This is a genomic window from Micromonospora musae (assembly GCF_003626635.1).
GTDB classification, from domain to species: Bacteria; Actinomycetota; Actinomycetes; order Mycobacteriales; family Micromonosporaceae; genus Micromonospora; species Micromonospora musae.
In genome coordinates this window covers 233973-255911 of the sequence record NZ_RAZT01000003.1, presented here as the reverse complement: position 1 = coordinate 255911, position 21939 = coordinate 233973, and the positions used below count along the sequence as shown (strand labels likewise).

Here is a 21939-nt window from a genome sequence, read left to right as displayed (position 1 = left end):
TCGGGAGGTCGTGCCGTGGCGTTTGGTGCCACGTTCGCCGCACTGCGTCACCGCAACTACCGGATCTGGGCGATCGCCGGATTCGTGTCGGTGATCGGCACCTGGATGCAGGTGCTCGGTGTCAACTGGTACGTGCTGGCCCGTACCGGCTCGGCGACCTCGATGGGGTTCGCCATCCTGCTGCAGGCCGTCCCCACGCTGCTGCTCAGCGTCTGGGGCGGGGCGCTGGCCGACCGGCTGCCCGCCAAGCCGCTGCTGATCGCCGCCCAGGGGGCCCACGCGGCGCTGGCCGCGAGCCTGGCGTTCGTCGCCCTCACCGGCACCGGTGGACTGCCGGCGATCTACGTGATCTCGCTCGCCGCGGGCGCGGTCTCGGCGATCGAGGGGCCCGTGATGGGCCGCTGGGCGTCCACCCTCGTGGACCGGGAGAGCCTCGGCAACGCCCTCGCGCTCGGCTCGCTCACCAACTCCGCCGGACGCATCCTCGGCATGAGCGCGGGCGCCGTCGTGGTCGCCGCCGTCGGACCGGCGCTGCTCTTCGTCGTCAACTCCGTCAGCTTCGTCGCGGTGGTGGTGGCCCTGCTCCTGGTACGCGAGCGCGAGCGGTACGCCGCCGGACCGGAGGCCGAGCCGGCGGCCGTGGCCACCGACGGCGGCATCCGGGCTGGTTTCCGCTACCTGCTCGGACAGCCGGTGGTGCTCGTCGCGCTGGGCCTGTCGTTCGTGCTCGGCAGCCTCGGGCGCAACTACCAGGTGACCATGGCCGCGATGAGCGACGGACCACTGGGCGGTGGCGCCGCCGGGTACGGCCTCCTCTCCACCGTCTTCGCCGTGGGCACGGTGCTCGGCGCGCTCGTCGCCGCCCGCAGCCGCCGGCTCGGCTACGGCGTCCTGGTCGGCGCCGGGCTGCTCGCGAGCGTGTTGCAGATCGTCGCCGGCCTCGCGCCGGGCACCCTCAGCTTCGCCGCGGTGATCCTGCCGATCGCCGCCGCCGCGGTGGTCATCGACACCACCGTCGGCGCCCGGGCACAGCTCGACACCGACTACCTGATGCGGGGGCGGGTGCTGGCGGCGCTCGCCGTCACCGGCTCGGTCTCCTCGGCCGTCGGTGCGCCGCTGCTCGGCTGGCTCTCCGAGCACGCCGGCCCCCGGCAGACCCTGGTGCTGGCCGGCGCGGTCGCCGCCGTCGGCACCGTCGTCGCAGGCGCGGCCCTGGACGGGCTGCGCGGTCGGGTGCTGCGGGGCCGGGTGGTCGAGGCGCTGGCGGTACCCGCCGTCCGCCGTCCGATCCGTCGGGTCGCCTCCTCGGCGGCCCGGGTCGTACGCCCGGCGGCGACCCTGGTCCGCGCGGTGCGACCCGCCCGCACGGTCGTACCGGCGCCGCGGCCCTCCGTCGGCGGCGGAGCCGGTCGCCGGCCGGTGCCGCGTCCCGCCGCCGGTCGACCCACCCCGTCGCTGCCCTCGCACCTCCCGCACCGGCCTTCGGTCGTGCACCACGCCACGCCGCTCGGGACGCCGGTCACCCTTCTCGACGGAGCGGATTCCCAGGACGTGACCCCGACCGGGCGGTAGCCGGCCGGCCCGCCGGAGTCGGACCCGGCCACGCCGCCGGCGCGGGAGCGGTTGCGCTGTGATCGACGCCATCGTTTCCGTGCCGCCTGCGGTCTGCTACGGGACCGGGCGGACTGAAGATCATCGCTACGCTGCCGGTATGGACGTCGAACAGCGCCTGCGGCGGATCCGCCTGTGGTTGTGGGTCGTGGTGGTGGGTCTCTTCCTCAGCGGGGCGACCGCCTTCCCGTTGGAGATCGAAGTCCGCTGGCTGCTGCGGCTGGTCGAGCCGCTCTCCGACCAGCTGCCGGCGCTGGTCGCCTGGATCGAACGGGTCCACACCGGACTGGTGGAGACCGGCGACCGCTATCCGTTCATGCTCTACGGCACCGACTGGCTGGCCTTCGCGCATCTGGTGCTCGCGGTGGCCTTCTGGGGGCCGCTGCGGGATCCGGTGCGCAACGTCTGGGTCGTCCAGCTCGGGATGATCGCCTGCGCGGGCATCGTGCCGCTCGCGTTGATCTGCGGGCCGATCCGCGACATTCCCTGGTTCTGGACGCTCGTCGACCTGTCGTTCGCCGTCGGCGCCTTCCCGCCGCTGTGGTTCGCCTACCGGCACATCCGCCGGATCGAGGCCGCCGGCGGTGGCTGGCGCGGCGACCGGCCGGCGGCGCTCGCCGACGCCGGCTGAGCGTCGCAGCGTCGGAGGTCCCGCCCCGCCGGCGAGCGGGACCCGCCGAGCTGTTTCCCCGATCGAAGAATTTCGATAGCATTACCGCCTGGTAACAACCGCTCCAGCCCTGGCCACGCGCGCGGTCACGGATCCCACCACCCCTGTCCCGTGGAGGTCCGTCATGTCACACCGCCCGCTGGCGCGCGCCCTCACCGCGCTGGCCACCCTGCTCACCACCGCCCTCGCCGCAGTGCTCGTCGGGCCCGGCCCGGCGCAGGCCGCCGCCGTCAACTACGTCGCGCTCGGCGACTCGTACTCCTCCGGCGTCGGCGCCGGCCCGTACGACTGGTCCACCTGCCTGCGCAGCCAGAAGTCGTACGCCCCGCTCTGGGCGACGGCGCACGGCGCGTCGAACTTTGCGTTCCCGGCCTGCGGTGGCGCGGTCACCGCCGACGTCATCAACGACCAGGTCGACTCGCTCAGCGCCGGTACCACCATGGTCACCGTCACCATCGGCGGCAACGACGCCGGCTTCGTCGACGTCATCACCAGTTGCCGGTTCGGCACCACCTCGACCTGCACGAACGCGGTGAACGAGGCGCGCGCGTTCGTCACCGGCACGCTGCCCGGCCGGCTCGACGAAACCTACGCGACCATCCGCGACCGCGCGCCCAACGCCCGGCTGATCGTGCTCGGCTACCCGCGGTTGTTCGAACTGAACTCCTGCGGGTGGCTCGCGATGAGCGTCTACAAGCGCACCATCCTCAACCAGGCCGCCGACCTGCTCGCCACGGTCACCGCCGGCCGCGCGGCGGCGGCCGGCGCCACCTTCGTCGACACCCGGCCGTTCTTCGCCGGGCACGGCGTCTGCGCGAGCGACCCGTGGATCCACGACATCAGCGGCGTCATCGAGGCGTACCACCCGGATGCCGACGGCTACCGCCACGGCTACCTGGCGGCGTTGAACTCGGTCACCGGCTGAGAGGTCGTCAGGAAACCCCGCGGCGGCTGCGGCGGGCCCAGCCGACGACCGGCGGCGTTGGAGATTCGTCCCGATACAACACCGGTATCCGGACGAATCTCCGCTTTGCCGGACCGCCGCCTGGACTCCGTCTCGCTCGCCCCGGGGTTTCCCGACAGTCTCTGACCCGCGACGGCGGCCGGCGCCCCGGGGCGGTCGCCGGCCGCCGCGACGCGCACCCGTTGTGCTGTGACGGCGTCACCACCGTCCGTTATGGTCGTCGCGGACGGCCGTGGCGTGGGAGGCGAACAGTGGGCAGGCTCGCGTCGACGTACCGGCAGGCGGTCGCGGCACACCGCGCGGCGCGCGCACACCTCGACCTGGTCCGCGACGCGTTACGGGCCGTGCCCGCGCCGGCCCCCGCGCCGGACGTCGGCGAACTGGTCCGACGGCTCGACGAGGTCGGTGCCGCGGTCACCGCCGCGGAGTCCGGAGCCGCTCCGCTCACGGAGACGGCGGTCGCGGTCCGGCTCGGATCGGCGGTCACCCCGGAGGGCACGTTTCCGGCGCTGGTCCCGCTCGGTGGTGGCCGCCACCTGGCCATCGACACCGACGCCCGGGATCCCCGGGTGGCCGGGCTGCTGCGGTCGCTGGTGCTGCGGCTGCTGGCCGCCGCACCGGCCGGCGAGGTCCGGGTCGTCGGCATCGACACCACCACACCCGGATCCACGTTCGGGCCACTGTCCCCGCTGGTCGACGTCGGCGTGCTCGACCCACCGGCCGGCACCGACGCCGAGGTGGCCGCCCTGCTCGACACCGCCGAGCGGCACGCCCGCACCGCACGGCTCGCCCCCGGTGGTGGAGTGCTGTTGGTGGTCGCCGCCGACCTGCCGGGGCGGGAACTGGACCGGCTCGCCGCACTCACCCGGGCCGGTGCGCGGGCCGCGCTCTGCGTACTCGCCGCCGGCCGGCCACGCCGCCCGACCGACGACCCCACGCCGTGGCTGGGCGCCGCCACCCTCGTGCGGATGACCGGGCGGTACGCGTACGTCGGTGATCCGCCGGACACCCCGTTCAGCGTCGACGGCGCGGGCCTCGCGGCCCCGGTCCTGCTCGACGGCGACCCGCCGGTCAGCTCCGTGCGGGCGCTGGCCGAGCGGCTCGGTGTGACCGTGCGCGACGGCGGCGAGCAGCGCTTCACCGCCCTGCTGCCCGAGCAGCGGTGGGCGGAGTCGGCCGGTACGGGCCTGCGTACCGTGGTCGGTCACAGCGGCCCCACGCCGACGACTCTCGCGTTCGACGACACCACCCCGCACTGGCTGGTCGGCGGCGGGGAGCCGGACACCACGGCCGCCTTCCTGACCGGTGTGCTGCACGGGCTGGCCGCCCGGCACGCCCCGACCGAGCTGCAGCTCTATCTGCTCGGCTTCCCCGAGGGCGTGAGCTTCGCCGAGTTCGGGCCGACCGGGCGCGACCCGTCCTGGCTGCCGCACGTACGGGCCGTCGGTGTCGAGTCCGACCGCGAGTACGCCGTGACCGTCCTGCGGGAGCTGCGCCGGGAGCTGCGCCGTCGTGCCTCCGCGCTCAAGCGGCAGGGCGTCACCCGCTTCGCCGACCTGCCCCGCGACCCCCCGCTGCCGCGGCTCGTGGCGGTGATCGACGAGTTCTCCGTCCTGCTCGCGGGCGACGACGTCGCGGCCCGCGAGTCGGCGAGCCTGCTGGGAGAGCTGCTGCGCCGGGGCGGCCCGTGCGGCGTGCACCTGGTGCTCGCCGGCCGCGACGCGGCGGGGATATCGGCGCTGCGCGGAGACGGCGCGACGCCGACCGGCCGGATCGCGCTCCGCGACGGCAGCGGCGTGCTCGACCCCGGCAACGAGGCGGCCGCGGGGCTGCCGCCCGGGGCGGCCGTGGTCAACGTCGCCGCGGGCGCGGCAGGCGCCGACATCGTCGTCCGCCTCCCCGGCGTCGGCGCCACGGCCGGCGCGGTCAGCCGGGTGCGGAGCGAGCTGTGGCGGGCCCGGCCGGCCGGTTCGTCCCCGCCGGCGGTCTTCCGCGGATACGAGAACGCCCGGATCGAGCAGGACGCCACCTACTGCGGGCTGCGGCCGGGCGGGCGCCGCCCGCTGGCCCTGGTCGGCCGGACGGTCGACGTGCACGTCAGCAGCGCGATGTTCATCATGGACACCACGCCCGGGCGGCACCTCGGGGTGGTGGGCTCCTCGCCGGCCGGCGCGGACCTGCTGCGTGCCGCGACGTTGAGCCTGGCCCGGCAGCACCTGCCGGGGCGGTGCCGGTTCCTGCTCGCGCCGCTGGTGGCCGGCGCCGACCCGGTGGCCGACGAGACCGCCGCCGCGCTGGCCGCCGCAGGACACCGGGTCGAGCAGCTCGACGCGGACGGCCTGCGGGAACGGCTCGCCACGCTGGCGGATCCGGTCCCGGCGGATCAGCCCCCGGCGGGCCGGACGTTCCTCGTCGTGTTCGGGATGGACGGTGCCGCGACGGTGCTCGGTGCGGCCCGGCCGGAGCCCTCCCGTCGTGGTCGGGACGACCTGCGGGCCCTGCTCCGGCACGGTCCGGGGCGCGGGGTGCACCTGCTCGGTTGGTGGCGCGACCCGCGCCGGCTCGCCGACGACGTGGGCGACGCCCGGGACGGCGACGGCGTCGCCTGCCTGGTCGCCCTCGACGTGCCCGGCGACGAGCTGCGCCGGCACCTCGGGTTGCCGGAGGTCGCCTACACGCCCCGGCCGGACCGGGCGCTGCTGGTGGACCGGCACGACCGGCGGGTACGGCTGATCGTGCCGTTCGCCCGGCCCGCGCACGACCTCGCCGGTGAGGGCTGAGCGGTGACCTTCGAGGAGTACGCGGAGCTGGCCCGCCTACTCGCCGAGCGGCGCGGGGCCGGTGCGCAGAGCGTCGCCGCCGCCGAGCGCCGCCGTGACCTGCACGCCGCTGCCGACTTCCTCGACGGGCGGTTGACCGCGCAGGGCAGGCGTCTCGACCTGCTCGGCCGGGCGATCGGGGAGCCGCCTGCGGCCGCCCCGGCGGCCGAGCCCGGCACCGCCCCGGCGGGGCCCTCGACTCCGGTCGGCGACCCGCCGGCCGTTGTCGCCCCGGACCCGGACCCGGGGCCGACCGCCGGCGCGACCGCCGCGCCGGCTCGGCCCGTGGTCGAGGCGTGCGACGGTGCGGCGTCGGCGAGCGCGCCCGCGGTGTCGCAGCGCGACGCCGTGGTCGAGCTGGAGCTGGCCCGGCGCTACGCCGACGAGGCGGACCGCCACGGGCAACAGGCGGAGCTGCTGGCAAGGCGGCCGATGCTGCTGCCGGCCTGGTCGCCCGTGGCCCGGGCGGCGGTGGTCTACCTGGCCTCGGCCGGGGCGGGCGTGGTGCTGATGTTCGCGATGGTGCTCGCCTCCGGTCTCGGCGCGCTCGGTGCCGGCCCGCTCTACGCCTGGATGTGCGCCGGGCTGCCCGCCGGATCACTGATCTCCGGATGGCTGGTGCTGGGCAGGTGGGGGCGGGCGCCGATGGAGGAGACCGGTGTCGCGCGCCACCCGGTGCTGGGCGTGGCGGTCTGCTTCCTGTTGGTCCCGTTGGCCTACTGCGGTTACCTGCTGCTGCTGCGGATCGTGCGGTGAAGCGGCCGGCGGAGTGGCGGCGGGGGGTGACGCGACGACCCCCGGGAACGCCGGTGACCTCGTGGTGAGGCGACCGGTGTTCCCGGGGGCACGATGACGCGACGAGTCAGCGACCGGCGGTCGCGAGCCCCTCGCTCAGCTCGGTTCCGGGGGCCGGGACGGGCGTGCGACGGCCCGTGGCGCGGCGGCCCGAGGGGACGATCAGCGCGGCCACCGCGGCGGCCAGGGCGATCGCGGTCAGCAGCACGAAGCCGGTGGTGAAGCCGGCTTCCCGGGGCAGGCCGCTCGCCTGCGGGTTGGCGGTGATCACGCTGCTCACCACGGCCGCGCCGATCGCGCCGCCGATGGTGCGGATGTTCGCGTTCATCCCGGTGGCCACGCCGGTCTGGCTGGGCGCCACGTTGGCCACGATCAGGTTGGCCATGGACGCGAACGCGAGCCCGATGCCGATGCCGACGAGGGCGCCGGCCACGCCGATCTCCAGGCGGGTGTCGTGGGCGAGGGCCAGCATGGCCGAGGCGGCCACGTTGAACACCGCGCCGGTGGCCAGCTGCGCCTTGGCGCTGAACCGGGCCTGCAGTCGACCGGCGACGATGCCGGCGACGAACATGCCGACCAGCATCGGCAGCATCAGCAGCCCGGCCTGGGTGACGCTCGCGCCGAAGCCGTAGCCGGCGCTGGACGGGGTCTGCACGAACTGCGGCACGAAGGCGTAGATCGCGAACATCGACCCGCCGTAGAGCAGGGCGACCAGGTTGGTCGTCCACACCCCGGGCAGGCGCATCATCCGCATGTCGATCAGCGGGTTCGCGGAGCGCACCTCGGCGACCAGCCAGCCGATCAGCAGCACGACGGCGAGCGCCAGCAGGCCGAGCACCCGGCCCGAGGTCCAGCCCCAGGTCGCGCCCTTGCTGACGGGCAGCAGTAGCGCCACCAGCCAGCCGGAGAGCAGCAGGGTGGCCCAGACGTTGATCCGGCCGGGCGAGCGGACCGGCGACTCCGGCACGAACCGGTACGCCGCGAGCGCGGTGAGGCCCACGACGACCATCGGGATCCAGAACAGCCACCGGTAGCCGAGTACGGAGACGATCGGACCGGCCAGCACGACGCCGAGGCCGCCACCGGCCGCGATGATCGCCGAGATGGTGGCGACCGAGGAGCTCACCCGCGCAGCGGGGAACTCGTCGCGGATGATGCCGAACGAGAGCGGGAAGACCGCGCCGCCGATGCCCTGGACGACGCGGGCGATGATCAGCACGCCGATGCTCGGCGCGATGGCGGCCAGCAGGCAGCCCACCGCGAGCGCGACGAGGGCGACGACCAGCATCCGTCCCTTGCCGATCATGTCGCCGACCCGGCCGAGGATCGGCGTGAAGATCGACGCGGAGAGCAGGTAGGCGGTGAGCACCCAGGTCACGGTGTTCTGGGAGGTGTGCAGGTCGTGCTGGATGACGGGCAGCACCGGGGTGATCAGCGACTGGAGCATCGCGAAGAAGCCGGCGCCGGCCGCGAGGACGAGGAAGGTCAGCCGACGCGAGCCGCGTCGGGTGGTCTCGGTCACGGAGTGAACTCCCAAATCGGTACGGAGGGAAGAGGATGCGGTGGCGGCGGTCAGCCGCCCGGCCGCTCCTGCGTGCGGTGGGCCATCGGTGGGACCGGCCGGAGGATCCGGGTAAGCTATCCGGAGGCACGGCTCCGGACAGTTCCGGAGGGGTGCCTCCGCAAACTTACTGGAGGGATGCCTCCGGTAGCAACCGAGGAGGTGTGACGTCCGCCATGGCCAGCACCCATGAGCTGGGGGAATACCTCGCGCGACGGCCCAGGCGGGCCGACGCCCAGCGGAACTACGACGCCCTGCTCAGCGCCGCCCGGGAGGTCTTCGGCGAGAGCGGCGTCAACGCGTCGCTGGAGGAGGTCGCCCGGCGGGCCGGGGTCGGCATCGGCACCCTCTACCGGAACTTCCCGAGCCGCCGGGAACTCTTCGAGGCGGTCTACGTCGACGAGGTGCAGGCGCTCAGCCGCTCGGTGGCGGACGTGGCGCACCTGTCGCCCTGGGACGCGCTCGTCGCCTGGCTGAACCGGTTCGTCGCGTACGCGGCCACCAAGCGGGCGCTCCGCGAGGAGCTGGCGTACGACTCCGAGGTCTTCCGCCGGTGCCGCACCGAGATCTACGCCGCCGGTGAGCCCCTGCTGAGCCGCGCCCAGCAGGCCGGAGCGGTGCGCCCCGACACCAGCTTCGACGACGTGGTGCGGTTGATCAGCGGCATCGTCGCGTTCCAGTTCCCGGAGCCGGGCCAGCGTGATCGGGTGCTGGCCATCGCCCTGGACGGGCTGCGCTACCCGCCCGCCTTCGCCTGACGCGACCCCGTCGGGTGCGGAAGCCTGCTCCCTTCTCGTGTCGGCTGGCCGACCGGAGCGCCCGACGGGTCTGAAACCATCGGCTCATCTCGATAGTCTGCTCGGTCTGTCCACTGTCGATTCTGTGGGTGCGCTGAGGAGTTACGACATGACCGAACCACCCGCGGCGGTGCGCGCCGCCGAACCGCCGCCGGATCCGAGCCCGGCCCCCGGGCGTATCACCAACCGTCCACCCGGCTACCCGAACGCACTGGTCTGGCTGCGGGCCGGAATCCTGCGCGACTGGCGCGGCGTGCTGGGCGCCTTCGTCGCCACCTGGTTCTACCTGCCGGTGGCCCTGTTCGCCGCGGTCTGGGGCGGCGTGCTCGGCGCGTTCGTCAGCGTCTTCGCCGGCGCCCTCGGCACCGAGGACCAGCTGCCCGCCGCGATCCGGGACACCCCGCTCGTAGGTGACCTGCTCGACGCCGTTCTCAGCCGCTCGGGCGGAGTGCTCGGCGGCTTCGTCGGCTTCGCGCTCGGCGCGGTCGGCGGCTTCCTGATCGTCGTGCTGCTGCCCTGGCGGGAGGTTCTCGACGAGCCGTTCGCCCTGCTCGCTGGTCTGCTCGGCACCACGGTCGCCGCCGCGCTGATCGGGCTGCTCTACACGATCTACCGGGTACTGCTGGAGCCGCGGCTGATGGTGGTCTCCGGGGCCCGTGAGCTCAGCCGACGGGAGCAGGCCCGGCTGCTGCCCATCCTCGAGGACTGTGCCCGGCGACTCGGCCTGCCCACCGTGCCGCGGCTGCTCATCGAGGACGGCGCGGTGCTCACCAACGCCCGGACGTACACCCGGCACATCGTGATCACCTCCAGCGTGCTCGACGAGCCGGACGAGGAGATCGCCGCGCTGTTCAGCCACGAACTGGTGCACTGGCGTACCGGCGACGAGGTCACCAGCGCGTTCGTGCGGGGTGTCGCGCTTCCGCTCACCCTGGCGCACGCGTTGCCGACCTGGCTGATGCGGACGTTCCCGCACACCGGCACCAAGTTCGTGGTCTTCCTGATCTTCTGGCCGATCCTGCTGACCATGCGGTACGTGGTGCTGCCGCTGCACGCCCAGGACGTGCGGGCGGCGGAGTACCGGGCGGATCTGGGGGCGGTCTTCACCGGTCATGTCGAGGGGTTGCGCAGCGTCCTGGAACGGCGTAGATCCTTCGAGGGCGGACGCAGCGGTTGGGACGAGGCGGTCTGCGCCACCCACCCGCCGCACGAGCTGCGGCTCGACCGGCTCGACCGTACGACGGAGCAGCCTGCCGTGGCGCCGGTCCCGCTCACCACGGAGACGCTCTTCGGCCGTCCCGGTGATTTCGGCACCCCGCGCTCCTGGCTGGTGGCCGGACTGGTCGTGGCGGCCCTCGTCGTCGGCACCGCCGGGCTCGGCGTCGTGCAGTGGGCCTTCTTCCGGCCGCAGTCGGCCGTCGACGGATACTTCGACGCGCTGGCCGATCGGGACGCCGACGCCGCGCTCGACCTGCTGGACCCCGGGGCGGTGCCGACCGCCGACCGGGAACTCCTCGCCGACCTGATCCGGGGCGACGGCTACGAGCCGCCGACCGACGTCGAGATCACCGCGATCGAGCGCGAGGAAGAGACGGCCACGGCCACCATCTCCTTCCGGTTGGCCGGCACGGAGCAGCAGGCCGAGTTGCGGCTGCACCGCGCCGAGTCCGCCACCGCCGGGTTGTTCCACGGCTGGCGGCTCCAGGACGGCCTCGCCACGGTCGGCCTACCACCCGGGCGCGACGGGCTGACGGTGAACGGCGTGCCGATCCCGTCGCCCAGCGAGGACTCCCCGCCGATCTCGCTCCTGCCCGGCGTCCACACCGCGAGCGCACCGGGCAGCGCGCTCAGCGAGGTGCCGACCGAGAAGATCGTGCTGGTTCCGGGGCAGACCACCGGCGCGGCCTTCGCCCTGGCCCCGGTGCTGCGCCCGGAGGTCACCGCCACCGCGCAGGAGCGGGTACGCGCCTACCTGGACGAGTGCGCGAAGCAGACCGTGGCCGCGCCGACGGGCTGCCCGTTCGACCACTCCGGGGGCACCGTGCAGAAGATCAGCTGGGAGATCCTCGAGTACCCGGAGGTCGTGGTGAATCTGCTCGGCCCGGACACCGCCCGGGTCAGCACCCCGGCCGAAGGTCAGGGGCGCGTTCGGGCCACCGGAACCGAGACGTACTTCGGCGGGCCGAGCCCCTTCGACGACGAGGATCAGGTCGCCGTCGTCGGTCTGCTGACCGCATCGGGCGACACCCTCACGTTCCAGCCCGGCAACGGCGACGACTGAGAGAGGAGCCGCAGGTGACCGAGACGAACCCCGACCCCGTGGCGTGCCAACCGTTCCGGCTGACCATCACGCCGCGTCAACGGCAGGCGCCCCCGGTGACGCTGCTGGACTGGATCCACCGCCGACCGGAGTACCGGCCGGTGGTACGCAGCGCCGGCGGAGCAGGCGGCGGGCGGGCCGGCTTCAGCGACGCGGTGATCATCGCCGTGGTGGCGCAGGCGCTCCTGCCGGGGCTGTTCAACCTGCTCCAGTCCTGGGTCGACCAGCAGCGCACCGAGGCGAGCATCCGGATCCAGACCGGGGAGACCGAGGTGGAGCTTCAGGTCAACGGCCGCACCGACTCGGCCCGGCTGCTCGCGCAGGCGACCGAGGCGCTACGGATCGCCCGCGCGGAGCAGACCGGTACGGAGACCGCCGGCTGACCCACCCGCCGGCCGCCGGTCCGGCCCGTCCGATGCCCACGCTGTCGCGGGGCGTGCGTCGGACGGGCCGACCGGCTGGAGTTCTCGTGACCGTCCGGTCAGGTGGCCTTGGCCAGCGCCTCGAACTCGGCGTCGGTGAGCTTCACCTCGGCCGCGGCGACGTTCTCCACCAGGTGCGCGACGGAGGACGTACCCGGGATCGGCAGCATCACCGGCGAGCGGCGCAGCAGCCAGGCGAGCGCGAGCTGCGCGGGCGTCGCGCTGTGCTCGGCGGCGATGGCGTCCAGCGGCCCGCCGGGGCGGGCCAGGTTGCCGGTCGCGATCGGGAACCAGGGGATGAACGCGAGGTCGTTGCGTTCGCAGTACTCCAGCACGTCCTCGAAGTGGCGATCGGCCAGGTTGTAGAGGTTCTGCACCGACACGATCGGGGTGATCTGCCGGGCCGCCTCGACCTGCTCGACCGTCACCTCGGAGAGACCGATGTGCCGGATCTTCCCCTCCTGCTTGAGCAGGGCCAGCTCGCCGAGCTGGTCGGCGAGCGGCACCGTCGGGTCGATCCGGTGCAGCTGGTAGAGCGGGATGCAGTCCAGGCCGAGGTGGCGCAGGCTCAGCTCGCACTGCTGGCGCAGGTACTCCGGACGCCCCAGCGGACGCCAGTCGCCCGGCCCGGCCCGGGTGAAGCCCGCCTTGGTCGCGATGACCAGATCGTCGGCGTACGGGTGCAGCGCCTCGCGGATCAGCAGCTCCGAGACGAACGGCCCGTACGAGTCGGCGGTGTCGATGAACGTCACGCCGAGTTCGACAGCCCGGCGCAGCACCCGGACCGCCTCCTGCGGGTCCTTCGGGTCGCCCCAGACGCCCGGGCCGGTGAGCTGCATCGCCCCGTAGCCGAGCCGGTCCACCTCGAGGTCGCCGCCGATCCGGTACGTGCCGGCGGCCTTCGCGGGCCGGGCCTCGGCGTTGCTTGCCATGAGTTCCCCCTGTCGTGTTCCACCATCGTCGGCCAATCTAACCCCCACCCCGGCCGCCGACGCGGCCAACGTCGGGCGCGCCCCTTCGCGGGGCAACCCGTCGGCCCGCGGCCGGCACGGCCGCCTCGGCGTCGGCTTGGCGCTGGCCTCACCCGGCCCACTCTGCTACCGGAATGCGGGCCAGTGCTCCGGCCTTCAGGCCGGGGGTGAAGGCCCGCGCTGGGAGGGCCGCCAAGGCCGGAGCAGTGCCTTAACCGGGACGGTTCTGCTGCTCGATGTACTGCTTCACGACGCTCAACGGCGCCCCGTCGACGGAGCCCGCAAAGTACGAACCCGACCAGAGCTTGTTTGCCCGGTAGTAGTGCCGCGCCAGGTCGGGGAACTCCTGTCGCAGCCGGCGTGAGGAGACGCCTTTGAGGCTGTTGACCAGCCGGGCCACGGCGACCTTGGGCGGGTAGTTGACGAGCAGGTGGACGTGGTTGTTTGCGCCGTTGAACTCGACCAGTTCGGCTTCGAAGTCTCGGCACACGTCTAGCATGATCGCTTCCATGCGGGACAGGTGCCAGTCGGCGAACACTTTGTGCCGGAACTTCGTGACGAAAACCAAGTGAACGTGCATCGCGAAAACACAGTGTCTACCGGTACGGATATCGTCGATGTCAGGCATAGACCAACATGATACTGTGCTTCTTGTGCAGCTCCGGTACCAGTTCCGCGTCTACCCGACGCCCGGCCAGCAGATCGAGCTGGCCAAGGCGTTCGGGTGCGCGCGGGTGGTGTTCAACGATGGGCTGCGCCTGCGGCAGGAGGCCCGCGAGCAGGGCTTGCCGTACGTCTCGGACGCCGAGCTGTCGAAGCGGATCATCACGCAGGCCAAGGGCACGCCGGAGAGGGCGTGGCTGGGCGAGGTGTCCAGCGTGGTGTTGCAGCAGGCCCTCGCGGACCTGAACACCGCGTACCGTAACTTCTTCGCCTCGATCACGGGCAAGCGCAAGGGCCGCAAGGTGGCCCCGCCCCGGTTCCGGTCGCGTAAGGACAACCGGCAGGCCATCCGGTTCACCAAGAACAGCCGGTTCCGCGTGCTAGACAACGGCCGGCTCAGGTTGCCGAAGATCGGCGACCTGCAGGTGCGCTGGTCCCGGACTCTGCCGTCGGACCCGTCGAGTGTGGCGATCATCCGGGATGCGGCAGGCCGGTACTTCGCTTCGTTCGTCGTGCAGACTACGGAGGACGAGTCGTTGCCGCCGGTCGCCTTCGAGGTGGGCATCGACCTGGGTTTGACGCACTTCGCGGTCATGTCGGACGGCACGAAGGTCGCGGCACCGAAGTTCCTGCGCCGCGCGGCCCGCAAGCTCAAGCGGCTGCAACAGGACTTGTCCCGCAAGCAGCGCGGGAGTCAAAACCGTAAGAAGGCCGTGGTCAAGGTCGCGCGGGCGCACGCCCGGGTGGCCGACACCCGGCGGGACTGGCAGCACAAGCTGTCCACGACATTGATCCGCGAGAACCAAGCGATCTATGTCGAGGACCTGTGCGTCGTCGGTCTCGGCCGGACCCGGCTCGCCAAGTCTGTGCACGATGCGGGGTGGACCAGTTTCACCGGCATGCTGGAGTACAAGGCCGCCCGGTACGGGCGCGCCTTCGGCCGGGTGGACCCGCTCTTCCCGTCCACCCGCATGTGCTCGGTGTGTGGCCGGATCAACGAGAAGATGGCCCTCAACGTCCGAGCGTGGGACTGCCCTTGCGGAGCAGCCCACGACCGGGACGTGAACGCGGCCATCAATGTCAGGGCCGCTGGACAGGCGGACCTCAACGCCCGTGGAGCGCACGTAAGACCGGGACTCATCCCGGCGGCGCGCAACGAAGCGGGAACCCACCCGGACGCCGCGTGTTCCACGCGCAGCGTTGCGGGAATCTCCGTCCTTTAGGGCGGAGAGGATGTCAAGTCTGATCGCAGTCGGCGCGTCGAACGGGGAGGGGGCGGCATGTCGGAGCCGGAGCCGGCGCGGGGCCTCCGGCGGGGGACGGAACTCCTCCTGGAGGCCGTGGCCCTGATGGCCGCGGCCGAACGCGACGGCGACTACTCCGTCGCCGACCGGGCGGCGGCGCTGCTGCGCCAGGCGCTCGCCATCACCCCGGAGGGCGCGCCGCAGCGGCTGCACCACCTCTCCGCGCTGGGACGGGTGTATCGGGACCAGTTCCGCCACCTCGGTCGCCGTGCCGCCCTGCAGGCGGCGATCGACGCGCACCGGGGGAGCCTCGCGTCGACGCCGCCCGGCGACCCGCAGCGGGCGTTCCGGCTGTTCAACCTCGCTACCGTGCTGAGCGACCGGTACGAGCTCCTCGACGACGTCGCGGCGTTGGACGAGTCGATCCGCCTGCTCGACGAGGCCGTCCTCGCCGACGCCGGCGGGGCACCGCTGCCCGTGCCGGCCCGGATCAACCTCGGCCAGCGGCTACGGGACCGCTGGCATCGTCGCGGCGACCCGACCGACCTCGACCGCGCCGTGGAGGTCCTCGCGGCCGCGGCCGACCCCGGGGCGGCCCTGATGTACGCCATGGTGATCACCGAGCGGTACACCGAGCGACGCACCCCGGCCGACCTGGACGCGGCGATCGAGGCGAACCGGGCCGCGGTGGCCGTGGCGGGCAGCCTGCCGAAGGACCTCGCCGACCTCGCCGACCTCGCCCGGATCGGTCTCGCGGCCCTGCTCGGCCAGCGGTACGAAGACAGCCACGCCCCGGCCGACCTGGACGGGGCGATCTTCGCGTACCGGACGGCGGTGGACGCCGCGGCCGGAGCCGACCGGGCCGGGCTGCGACGCGCACTGGGCGGCCTGCTGGCCTCCCGCTACGAGCTGCACCGGCACCGCGGCGACCTCACCGAGTCACTGCGGCTGCTCCGCACGGCGGTCGCCGCCACGGACGAGCCGGTGACGCGGGCCCTGCTCCTGCGCGACCTCGGCCACGTCCTGCACCGCCACCACACCGGCCTGCTCGGTCTCGACACCCTGCGGGAGTGCCACGACCTGCTGGCCGAGGCGGAGCGACTGCTCCCGGCCGGTCACCCGGAACGCCCCCACCTCCTGCGCGACCTCGGCGAGGCCCGGCGCGAGTTGGCCGACGCGGCGGGGGAGCCCGAGCTGCTGGAGCCGGCCGTGGCCACGCTACGCGCCGCCGTCGCGGCCGCCGCCGATTCGCCGCTGCTGCCCCAATCCCTGTCCAACCTGGGCGTCGCCCTGCAGGCGCTCTTCGCCCATACGCAGGATCTGGCGACCCTCACCGAGGCGGTCGCCGTACTGCGCCGGGCCCTGGCGGCGGCCCCGCCCGGTCACCCCGACCGGCTGCTCGTCCTCACCAACTACGGCGCGGCCCTGAACCGGCGGGTCGACCTGGCGGTCGAGGGAATGACCGACGCGACACCGAAGGCCGGTGGGCCGGCAAGAATCGGCGCCGACGGCCACCCGCCGCCCCCCGAGCTGGAACGGGACGCGCAGACGGCCGTCACGCTGCTGCGGGAGGCCGCCGAGCTGGCCCGGCACGAGGCCGACGAGGAGCGTGCCCCGGTCGTCCACATCCTCGCCCTCGCCCTCCTGCTCCGGCACCAGCTGACCGGAGACCTGGCGGACGTCGACGAATCGGTCGACCTGCTGCGCGACGTACGCGCGGCCCTGCCGCCGTTCCCGCCGGACGGTCACCGGCTGTACACCAACCTCGGCAACGCGTTGCGCCTCCGGATCGAGGCCGGACGGCCCGGCGACGACGCGGCGGAGCTGCTGAGGGTGTTCCGGACGGCGGTCGCCTCGCTGCCCGTCTGGCACCCGGACCGCGCCATGTGCCTGATCAACCTGGCCAGCGCGGTGGAGATGATCGCCGGCGTACCCCCGGAGGGCAGCGACACCGCAAACCCGGTGGGGTCCGCCGCCGGCCGGGGTGGCGTTCCGGCGGTCGACCTGGCCGAGGCGGCCGCGGCGCTCCGGGAAGCGGCGATGATCGACGCCGCCCCCTCCCTGCAGCGCGCCCACGCCGCCGACCGGTGGGCGGCGCACGCCGAGCGGGTCGGCGACCTGGTGTCGGCCCTGGCCGGGTACACCCTCGCGATCGAGCTGATCGACCTGGTCGCCTGGCACGGCATGGACCCCGACGACCAGGCGCGGCTGCTGCGCCGCTTCCCCCGCCTGGCCGGGGACGCCGCGGCGGTGGCGATCGCGCTGGACCGGCCGGAACGCGCCGTGGAGCTGCTGGAGTACGGCCGCGCGGTGCTGCTGACCCGGGCACACGACGCCGGTGCGGACCTGGCCGCGCTCCGCGCGAAGGCGCCCCGGCTGGCCGGTCGCCTCGCCGACCTGCAGGCCGAACTGGACGGCTTGGCCTCGGCACGAACCGGTGCCGCCGGTGGCTCGGAGCGCCGGCACGAGCTGGCGACCCGCCGGCGGGAGGTACTCGCCGAGATCCGTCGGCTGCCCGGCTTCGAAGGCTTCCTCCGCCCACCACCCTTCGCCGACCTGGCCGCCGCGGCGGCCGGTGGCCCGGTGGTGCTGGTCAACGTGGCGCGGCGGCGCTGCGACGCGCTGGTCGTCACGCACGGGCGGGTCGAGCTGGTGCCGCTGCCCGAGCTCTCCGACGCGGAGCTGGTGCCGCGGGCCTCGGCGTTTCTGGCCGCCGTCGCCGAGATCGGCGCGGCGGCGGTGCCGGGTCGGGAGACGACCGACGACCCGACCGCCTCCGGCGGCACGGCGAGGGTCGCCGCCGAACTGGAGCGCCGCGCGGCAGCCCGTCGGCGGCTGGCCGCAACGCTGGACTGGCTGTGGCGGGTCGCCGCCGCCCCGGTGCTCGACGCGCTCGCTCCGACCGCCACGCTGCCCGAAGGGTCGAGCTGGCCCCGGCTCTGGTGGTGCCCCACCGGGTTGCTCACCCTGCTGCCGCTGCACGCCGCCGCGCCGATGGAGGGCCGCGACGGCGTGCTGGACCGGGTCGTGCCGTCGTACACCGCGTCGCTGCGGGCGCTGCGGCGAGCCCGCGACGCGGCGCCGGCCGGCGGGGGACCGATCACCTCCGCGCTGGTGGTCGGCATGCCGCGGACACCGGGCCTGGCCGACCTGCCCGCGGTGGCGCGCGAGGAGGGCGTCGTCCGCCGGTACCTGCCGCAGGTGACCTCCCTGACCGGCCCGGCCGCGACACCGCAGGCGGTCCTCGCCGCGCTGCCCCGACAGCCGGTCGTCCACCTCTGCTGCCACGGCACCCAGCGCCTGGACGCGCCGACCGAGGGGCGGCTCGTGCTCTCCGGCGGGCCGCTGCAGGTGCGCGACCTGTGGCGCCCCGCCGGCACCGCCGCGGCCCTCGCCGTGCTGTCCGCCTGCGAGACGGTACGCGGTGGGGCGGCCCTGGCGGACGAGGCGCTCACCCTCGGCACCGCGTTCCAGCTCGCCGGCTTCCGGCACGTCATCGGCGCGCTCTGGTCCATCTCGGACGCGCTGGCCGCGCAGCTCAGCGCGGAGTTCTACGCGCGGCTCGCGGTGCCCGGCGGTATCGACCCGGAACGTGCCGCGCCCGCCCTGCACCACGCGGTGCGCCGGCTCCGTGCCGTGCTGCCCGGCCGGCCGGACCTCTGGGCGGGTTACGTCCACATCGGGCCGTGACCGGCCTCGGCGGGCCGCGTCAGCGCGGTTCGCGCAGCACGACGACACCGGCGGTGGCGGCCGGGGCGGCCCGGCCCGGCGCGTACCAGGTGACGCCGACCGCGGCCACCAGCGCAGCGGTGCAGGCCAGCACCAGCCGTACACCTGCGCGCAGCGAGCGGGCCGCCGCCACCGGCTTCTGGTGGTCGCCGAGGGGCGCCGGTGGCAGCACCGCCACGGGCGTCACGGGGAGCGGGCCCTGCGCCGCCCGCAGCAGTGCGAGGACGCAACGCCACCGGGGACGGAACCCCCGAACGGTACGGGACGGAACGGATCCGGCAGCTCCGGTCGGAACGGGGCGCTCCGGCCGGAATGACCGAGCGGCGACCACGCCGTCACGGCCCGTGCGACGCTGAGCCGGTGCCGGTGATGCCGACCCGTGGGCGGGCGACGGCGCGCACGGCGGGAGGGGGCTGCAATGGCGGGAGTGCCGCAGGTCGACTTCGCGCTCGACACGTACGAGTGCATCGTGCTCTACCCGGGGCGGGCCGGCCGGGCGCTGTCGACCCAGACCATCCAGCGGCTGCAGGCCGAGCACGCCGAGCACATGGACGCGCTGCACCGGCGCGGCATCGTCCTGGTCTCCGGCTCGGTCGACGGGCGGGCGGACAACCCGGACCCGCCGATCGGGTTCGGGCTGGCCCGTACCGGCTCCGTGGAGGACGTGCGCAGCGTGATGGAGGCCGACCCCGCGGTGCAGGCGGGGCTCTACCGGGTGGATGTGATGACCTTCCTCTGCCCGGCTGGGTCGCTGGAGTTCCCCCTCGCGAAGACCGAGAGCTGAGGGCGGCGGCGCGGACGGCCACTGACTTCGTGCGGGTGCGGCTCGCGCTCGGGCCGGGAGGACCCGGCGCCCGGCCGGGACGGGAGGCGTACGATTCCCGGCGCGCGGTCGCCGTTGCCCGCCAGCCAGAACGTCCCGGATGCGGCTCCACCCTGTGTTCCACGCGTGTTCGCGTGTCGGTGGAGAATTGTTCCGCAGCCCGCGAGGGGGTCGGTCAGCAGGCCGACCCGGAGGAGAGACTAGCCTGATGGGCGTGACACGCCGCGCGAAGATCGTCTGTACTCTCGGCCCCGCCACCTCTTCCCCGGAGCGCATCCGGGGGCTCGTAGAGGCCGGGATGAACGTGGCGAGACTCAACTTCAGTCACGGCAGCCACGCCGACCACGAAGCCGTTTATCGGCTGGTCCGGGAGGCGGCCGAGGCGGCCGGTCACCCGGTGGCGGTCCTCGCCGACCTCCAGGGTCCCAAGATCCGCCTGGGCAAGTTCGCCGACGGCCCGTACGAGTGGCGCACCGGCGACTCCGTCGTGATCACCAGCGACGACATCCTCGGCACGAAGGACCGCGTCTCCTGCACCTACAAGCGGCTGCCGCAGGAGGTGAAGCCCGGTGACCGGCTGCTGATCGACGACGGCCGCGTCGCCGTCGAGGTCACCGACGTGCAGGGCAACGACATCCGCTGCCTGGTCACCGAGGGCGGCCCGGTCTCCAACAACAAGGGCGTGTCGCTGCCGAACGTGGCGGTCAGCGTCCCGGCGCTGTCGGAGAAGGACGAGGAGGACCTGCGCTTCGCGCTCGGCCTCGGCGCCGACATGATCGCGCTGTCCTTCGTCCGCTCGCCCGACGACATCAAGCGCGTGCACGCGATCATGAACGAGGTCGGAGTGCAGCGGCCGGTGCTGGCCAAGGTCGAGAAGCCGGAGGCGGTGGACCACCTGGAGGCCATCGTGCTGGCCTTCGACGGCGTCATGGTCGCCCGCGGTGACCTCGGCGTCGAGATGCCGCTGGACGAGGTCCCGCTGGTGCAGAAGCGCGCCGTGCAGCTCTGCCGGGAGAACGCCAAGCCGGTCATCGTGGCGACCCAGATGCTCGACTCAATGATCGAGAACTCCCGCCCGACCCGCGCCGAGGCCTCCGACGTGGCCAACGCGGTGCTCGACGGCGCGGACGCGGTGATGCTCTCCGGTGAGACCAGCGTCGGCAAGTACCCGGTACTCACCGTCAGCACCATGGCCAGGATCGTGACGACCACCGAGTGCGGCTCGTTCGCCGTGCCGCGGCTGCAGCACGACCCGCGTACCCACGGCGGCGCCCTCACCATCGCCGCCTCCTCCATCGCACGGGCCATCGGCGCCAAGGCGCTGGTCGCCTTCTCCCAGACCGGCGACACGGTGCGGCGGCTCAGCCGACTGCACTGTGACCTGCCGCTGCTGGCCTTCACCCCCGTGCCGGAGGTGCGCAACCAGCTCGCCCTCGCCTGGGGCGTCGAGACGTTCCTGATGCCCTTCGTCGAGCACACCGACGACATGTTCCGCCAGGTCGACGAGGCGCTGCTCGGCCTCAACCGGGCCAACCCCGGCGACTACGTGGTGATCGTGGCGGGCAGCCCGCCCGGCACCCCCGGCTCGACCAACACGCTCCGCGTGCACCAGCTCGGATCGTTGGTCGACGCGGCCTCGGCGCGGGCCTTGCAGTGACCGACCCGAAGGTCGTGGTCGGCCAGGCCGCGGTCGACCAGCTGCTCGAGGTGCTCGATCTCGAACAGACCGCCACCATGACCTTCCGGGGGATGAGCCCGCCCGTCGGGCCGCAGCGGGTGTACGGCGGGCAGGTCGCCGGCCAGGCGCTGGTGGCCGCCGGCCGTACGGTCGACCGGGAGCGGTTCGTGCACTCGCTGCACGGCTACTTCGTCCGCCCCGGCGACCCGGCCGAACCGATCGAGTACCAGGTGGAGAACGTCCGGGACGGGCGCTCCTTCTCGGTACGCCGCTCGGTGGCCCTCCAGCACGACAAGCCGATCTTCTTCATGTCGGCCTCCTTCCAGCGGGTGGAGGAGGGGCTGGACCACCAGGCGCCGGCGCCGCTGGACGTGCCGGGGCCGGACGAGGTGCCGACGATGCCCGACCGGCTCGCCCGCTACCCCGAACGGCTCGGCATCTGGTCCCAGATCCCGCGCCCGATCGACGTCCGCTACGTCGGCGAGCCCGGCTGGGTCCGCCCGGGCGACCGCCCCGCCAACCCGCACCAGCGGGTGTGGATGCGGATCGACGGCAAACTGCCGGACGACCCGCTGCTGCACGCCTGCGCGCTGACGTACGCCTCCGACCTGACCCTGCTCGACTCGGTGCTCTCCGTGCACGGCGAGGTGTGGGGTCCGGGCGGGGTCGTCGGGGCCAGCCTCGACCACGCGCTCTGGTTCCACCGGCCGTTCCGCGCCGACGAGTGGTTCCTCTACGACTGCTGGAGCCCGTCGGCGTCGGGTGCCCGGGGGTTGGCCACCGGGCGGATGTTCACCACGGACGGCCGCCAGATCGCCAGCGCCGTGCAGGAGGGGCTGCTGCGGCGCGTCGGCGCGTGACCGATCGGCCGA

General features: G+C 73.8%; 17 protein-coding genes. 13 read left to right on the top strand and 4 right to left on the bottom strand.

Annotated elements, in window-relative coordinates; all coding sequences use genetic code 11:
* Positions 1-15 precede the first annotated feature (15 nt).
* From D7044_RS07015 to D7044_RS06995, 5 genes are all read left to right on the top strand, one after another.
* Complete coding sequence (locus tag D7044_RS07015; RefSeq protein ID WP_120688326.1) at positions 16-1572, top strand: MFS transporter; 1557 nt, start codon at positions 16-18, stop codon at positions 1570-1572.
* 139 nt (positions 1573-1711) lie between these two features.
* Entirely contained in the window at positions 1712-2242 is a 531-nt protein-coding gene (locus D7044_RS07010) for a hypothetical protein (RefSeq protein ID WP_120678013.1), read from the top strand.
* Positions 2243-2405: 163 nt separating this feature from the next.
* A complete protein-coding gene (locus tag D7044_RS07005; RefSeq protein WP_120688325.1) occupies positions 2406-3206 on the top strand; it encodes an SGNH/GDSL hydrolase family protein in 801 nt (266 codons plus the stop codon).
* Between the two features lie 290 nt (positions 3207-3496).
* Entirely contained in the window at positions 3497-6025 is a 2529-nt protein-coding gene (locus D7044_RS07000; protein WP_120688324.1) for an FtsK/SpoIIIE domain-containing protein, read from the top strand.
* Positions 6026-6028: 3 nt separating this feature from the next.
* Positions 6029-6820 carry a hypothetical protein gene (locus D7044_RS06995; protein ID WP_120678005.1) on the top strand — a complete coding sequence of 264 codons (792 nt, stop codon included), beginning with the start codon at positions 6029-6031 and terminating at the stop codon, positions 6818-6820.
* Positions 6821-6926: 106 nt separating this feature from the next.
* Here D7044_RS06995 and D7044_RS06990 read toward each other — a convergent pair whose 3' ends face one another.
* Complete coding sequence (locus D7044_RS06990) at positions 6927-8381, bottom strand: MFS transporter (RefSeq protein ID WP_120678003.1); 1455 nt, start codon at positions 8379-8381, stop codon at positions 6927-6929.
* A 215-nt stretch (positions 8382-8596) separates the two neighbouring features.
* On the opposite strand from D7044_RS06990, the gene D7044_RS06985 reads away from it, so the two are divergent.
* From D7044_RS06985 to D7044_RS06975, 3 genes are all read left to right on the top strand, one after another.
* Entirely contained in the window at positions 8597-9178 is a 582-nt protein-coding gene (locus D7044_RS06985; protein WP_120678000.1) for a TetR/AcrR family transcriptional regulator, read from the top strand.
* Between the two features lie 148 nt (positions 9179-9326).
* The gene (locus D7044_RS06980; protein WP_120688323.1) at positions 9327-11498 is read left to right on the top strand and encodes a M48 family metalloprotease; all 2172 of its coding nucleotides are present in this window, start codon (positions 9327-9329) and stop codon (positions 11496-11498) included.
* Between the two features lie 14 nt (positions 11499-11512).
* Complete coding sequence (locus D7044_RS06975) at positions 11513-11920, top strand: effector-associated constant component EACC1 (protein WP_120688322.1); 408 nt, start codon at positions 11513-11515, stop codon at positions 11918-11920.
* Between the two features lie 98 nt (positions 11921-12018).
* On the opposite strand, the gene D7044_RS06970 is transcribed toward D7044_RS06975, so the two are convergent.
* Both D7044_RS06970 and tnpA read right to left on the bottom strand, forming a co-directional pair.
* Positions 12019-12891, bottom strand: a complete 873-nt coding sequence (locus D7044_RS06970; RefSeq protein ID WP_120688321.1) for an aldo/keto reductase — start codon at positions 12889-12891, stop codon at positions 12019-12021.
* Between the two features lie 250 nt (positions 12892-13141).
* Complete coding sequence (gene tnpA, locus D7044_RS06965; protein WP_120688320.1) at positions 13142-13558, bottom strand: IS200/IS605 family transposase; 417 nt, start codon at positions 13556-13558, stop codon at positions 13142-13144.
* Between the two features lie 16 nt (positions 13559-13574).
* Here tnpA and D7044_RS06960 point away from each other — a divergent pair, with 16 nt between their 5' ends.
* Positions 13575-14816, top strand: a complete 1242-nt coding sequence (locus D7044_RS06960; RefSeq protein ID WP_199716519.1) for an RNA-guided endonuclease InsQ/TnpB family protein — start codon at positions 13575-13577, stop codon at positions 14814-14816.
* 57 nt (positions 14817-14873) lie between these two features.
* Entirely contained in the window at positions 14874-18527 is a 3654-nt protein-coding gene (locus tag D7044_RS33240) for a CHAT domain-containing protein (RefSeq protein ID WP_120688319.1), read from the top strand.
* A gap of 19 nt (positions 18528-18546) precedes the next feature.
* On the opposite strand, the gene D7044_RS06950 is transcribed toward D7044_RS33240, so the two are convergent.
* On the bottom strand, positions 18547-18744 hold the full coding sequence (locus tag D7044_RS06950; protein ID WP_120688318.1) for a hypothetical protein: 198 nt from the start codon (positions 18742-18744) through the stop codon (positions 18547-18549).
* Between the two features lie 240 nt (positions 18745-18984).
* Here D7044_RS06950 and D7044_RS06945 point away from each other — a divergent pair, with 240 nt between their 5' ends.
* The 3 genes from D7044_RS06945 to D7044_RS06935 all read left to right on the top strand — a co-directional run bounded on the left by D7044_RS06945 (position 18985) and on the right by D7044_RS06935 (position 21927).
* Positions 18985-19350 (top strand): YciI family protein, encoded by a 366-nt coding sequence (locus D7044_RS06945; protein ID WP_120677987.1) that lies wholly within the window; start codon positions 18985-18987, stop codon positions 19348-19350.
* Between the two features lie 247 nt (positions 19351-19597).
* A complete protein-coding gene (gene pyk, locus D7044_RS06940; RefSeq protein WP_120688317.1) occupies positions 19598-21046 on the top strand; it encodes a pyruvate kinase in 1449 nt (482 codons plus the stop codon).
* On the top strand, positions 21043-21927 hold the full coding sequence (locus tag D7044_RS06935; RefSeq protein ID WP_120677983.1) for an acyl-CoA thioesterase: 885 nt from the start codon (positions 21043-21045) through the stop codon (positions 21925-21927). The genes pyk and D7044_RS06935 overlap by 4 nt, the downstream gene beginning before the upstream one ends.
* The last annotated feature ends 12 nt before the right edge of the window (positions 21928-21939 follow it).

Excerpts from the sequence above, each read along its gene's own strand:
- D7044_RS33240 (WP_120688319.1), top strand. The coding sequence starts at position 14,874 with ATGTCGGAGCCGGAGCCGGCGCGGGGCCTCCGGCGGGGGACGGAACTC.
- D7044_RS07010 (WP_120678013.1), top strand. The coding sequence starts at position 1,712 with ATGGACGTCGAACAGCGCCTGCGGCGGATCCGCCTGTGGTTGTGGGTC.
- tnpA (WP_120688320.1), bottom strand. The coding sequence starts at position 13,558 with ATGCCTGACATCGACGATATCCGTACCGGTAGACACTGTGTTTTCGCG.
- D7044_RS06980 (WP_120688323.1), top strand. The coding sequence starts at position 9,327 with ATGACCGAACCACCCGCGGCGGTGCGCGCCGCCGAACCGCCGCCGGAT.
- D7044_RS06970 (WP_120688321.1), bottom strand. The coding sequence starts at position 12,891 with ATGGCAAGCAACGCCGAGGCCCGGCCCGCGAAGGCCGCCGGCACGTAC.
- D7044_RS06985 (WP_120678000.1), top strand. The coding sequence starts at position 8,597 with ATGGCCAGCACCCATGAGCTGGGGGAATACCTCGCGCGACGGCCCAGG.
- pyk (WP_120688317.1), top strand. The coding sequence starts at position 19,598 with ATGGGCGTGACACGCCGCGCGAAGATCGTCTGTACTCTCGGCCCCGCC.
- D7044_RS07005 (WP_120688325.1), top strand. The coding sequence starts at position 2,406 with ATGTCACACCGCCCGCTGGCGCGCGCCCTCACCGCGCTGGCCACCCTG.
- D7044_RS06945 (WP_120677987.1), top strand. The coding sequence starts at position 18,985 with ATGGCGGGAGTGCCGCAGGTCGACTTCGCGCTCGACACGTACGAGTGC.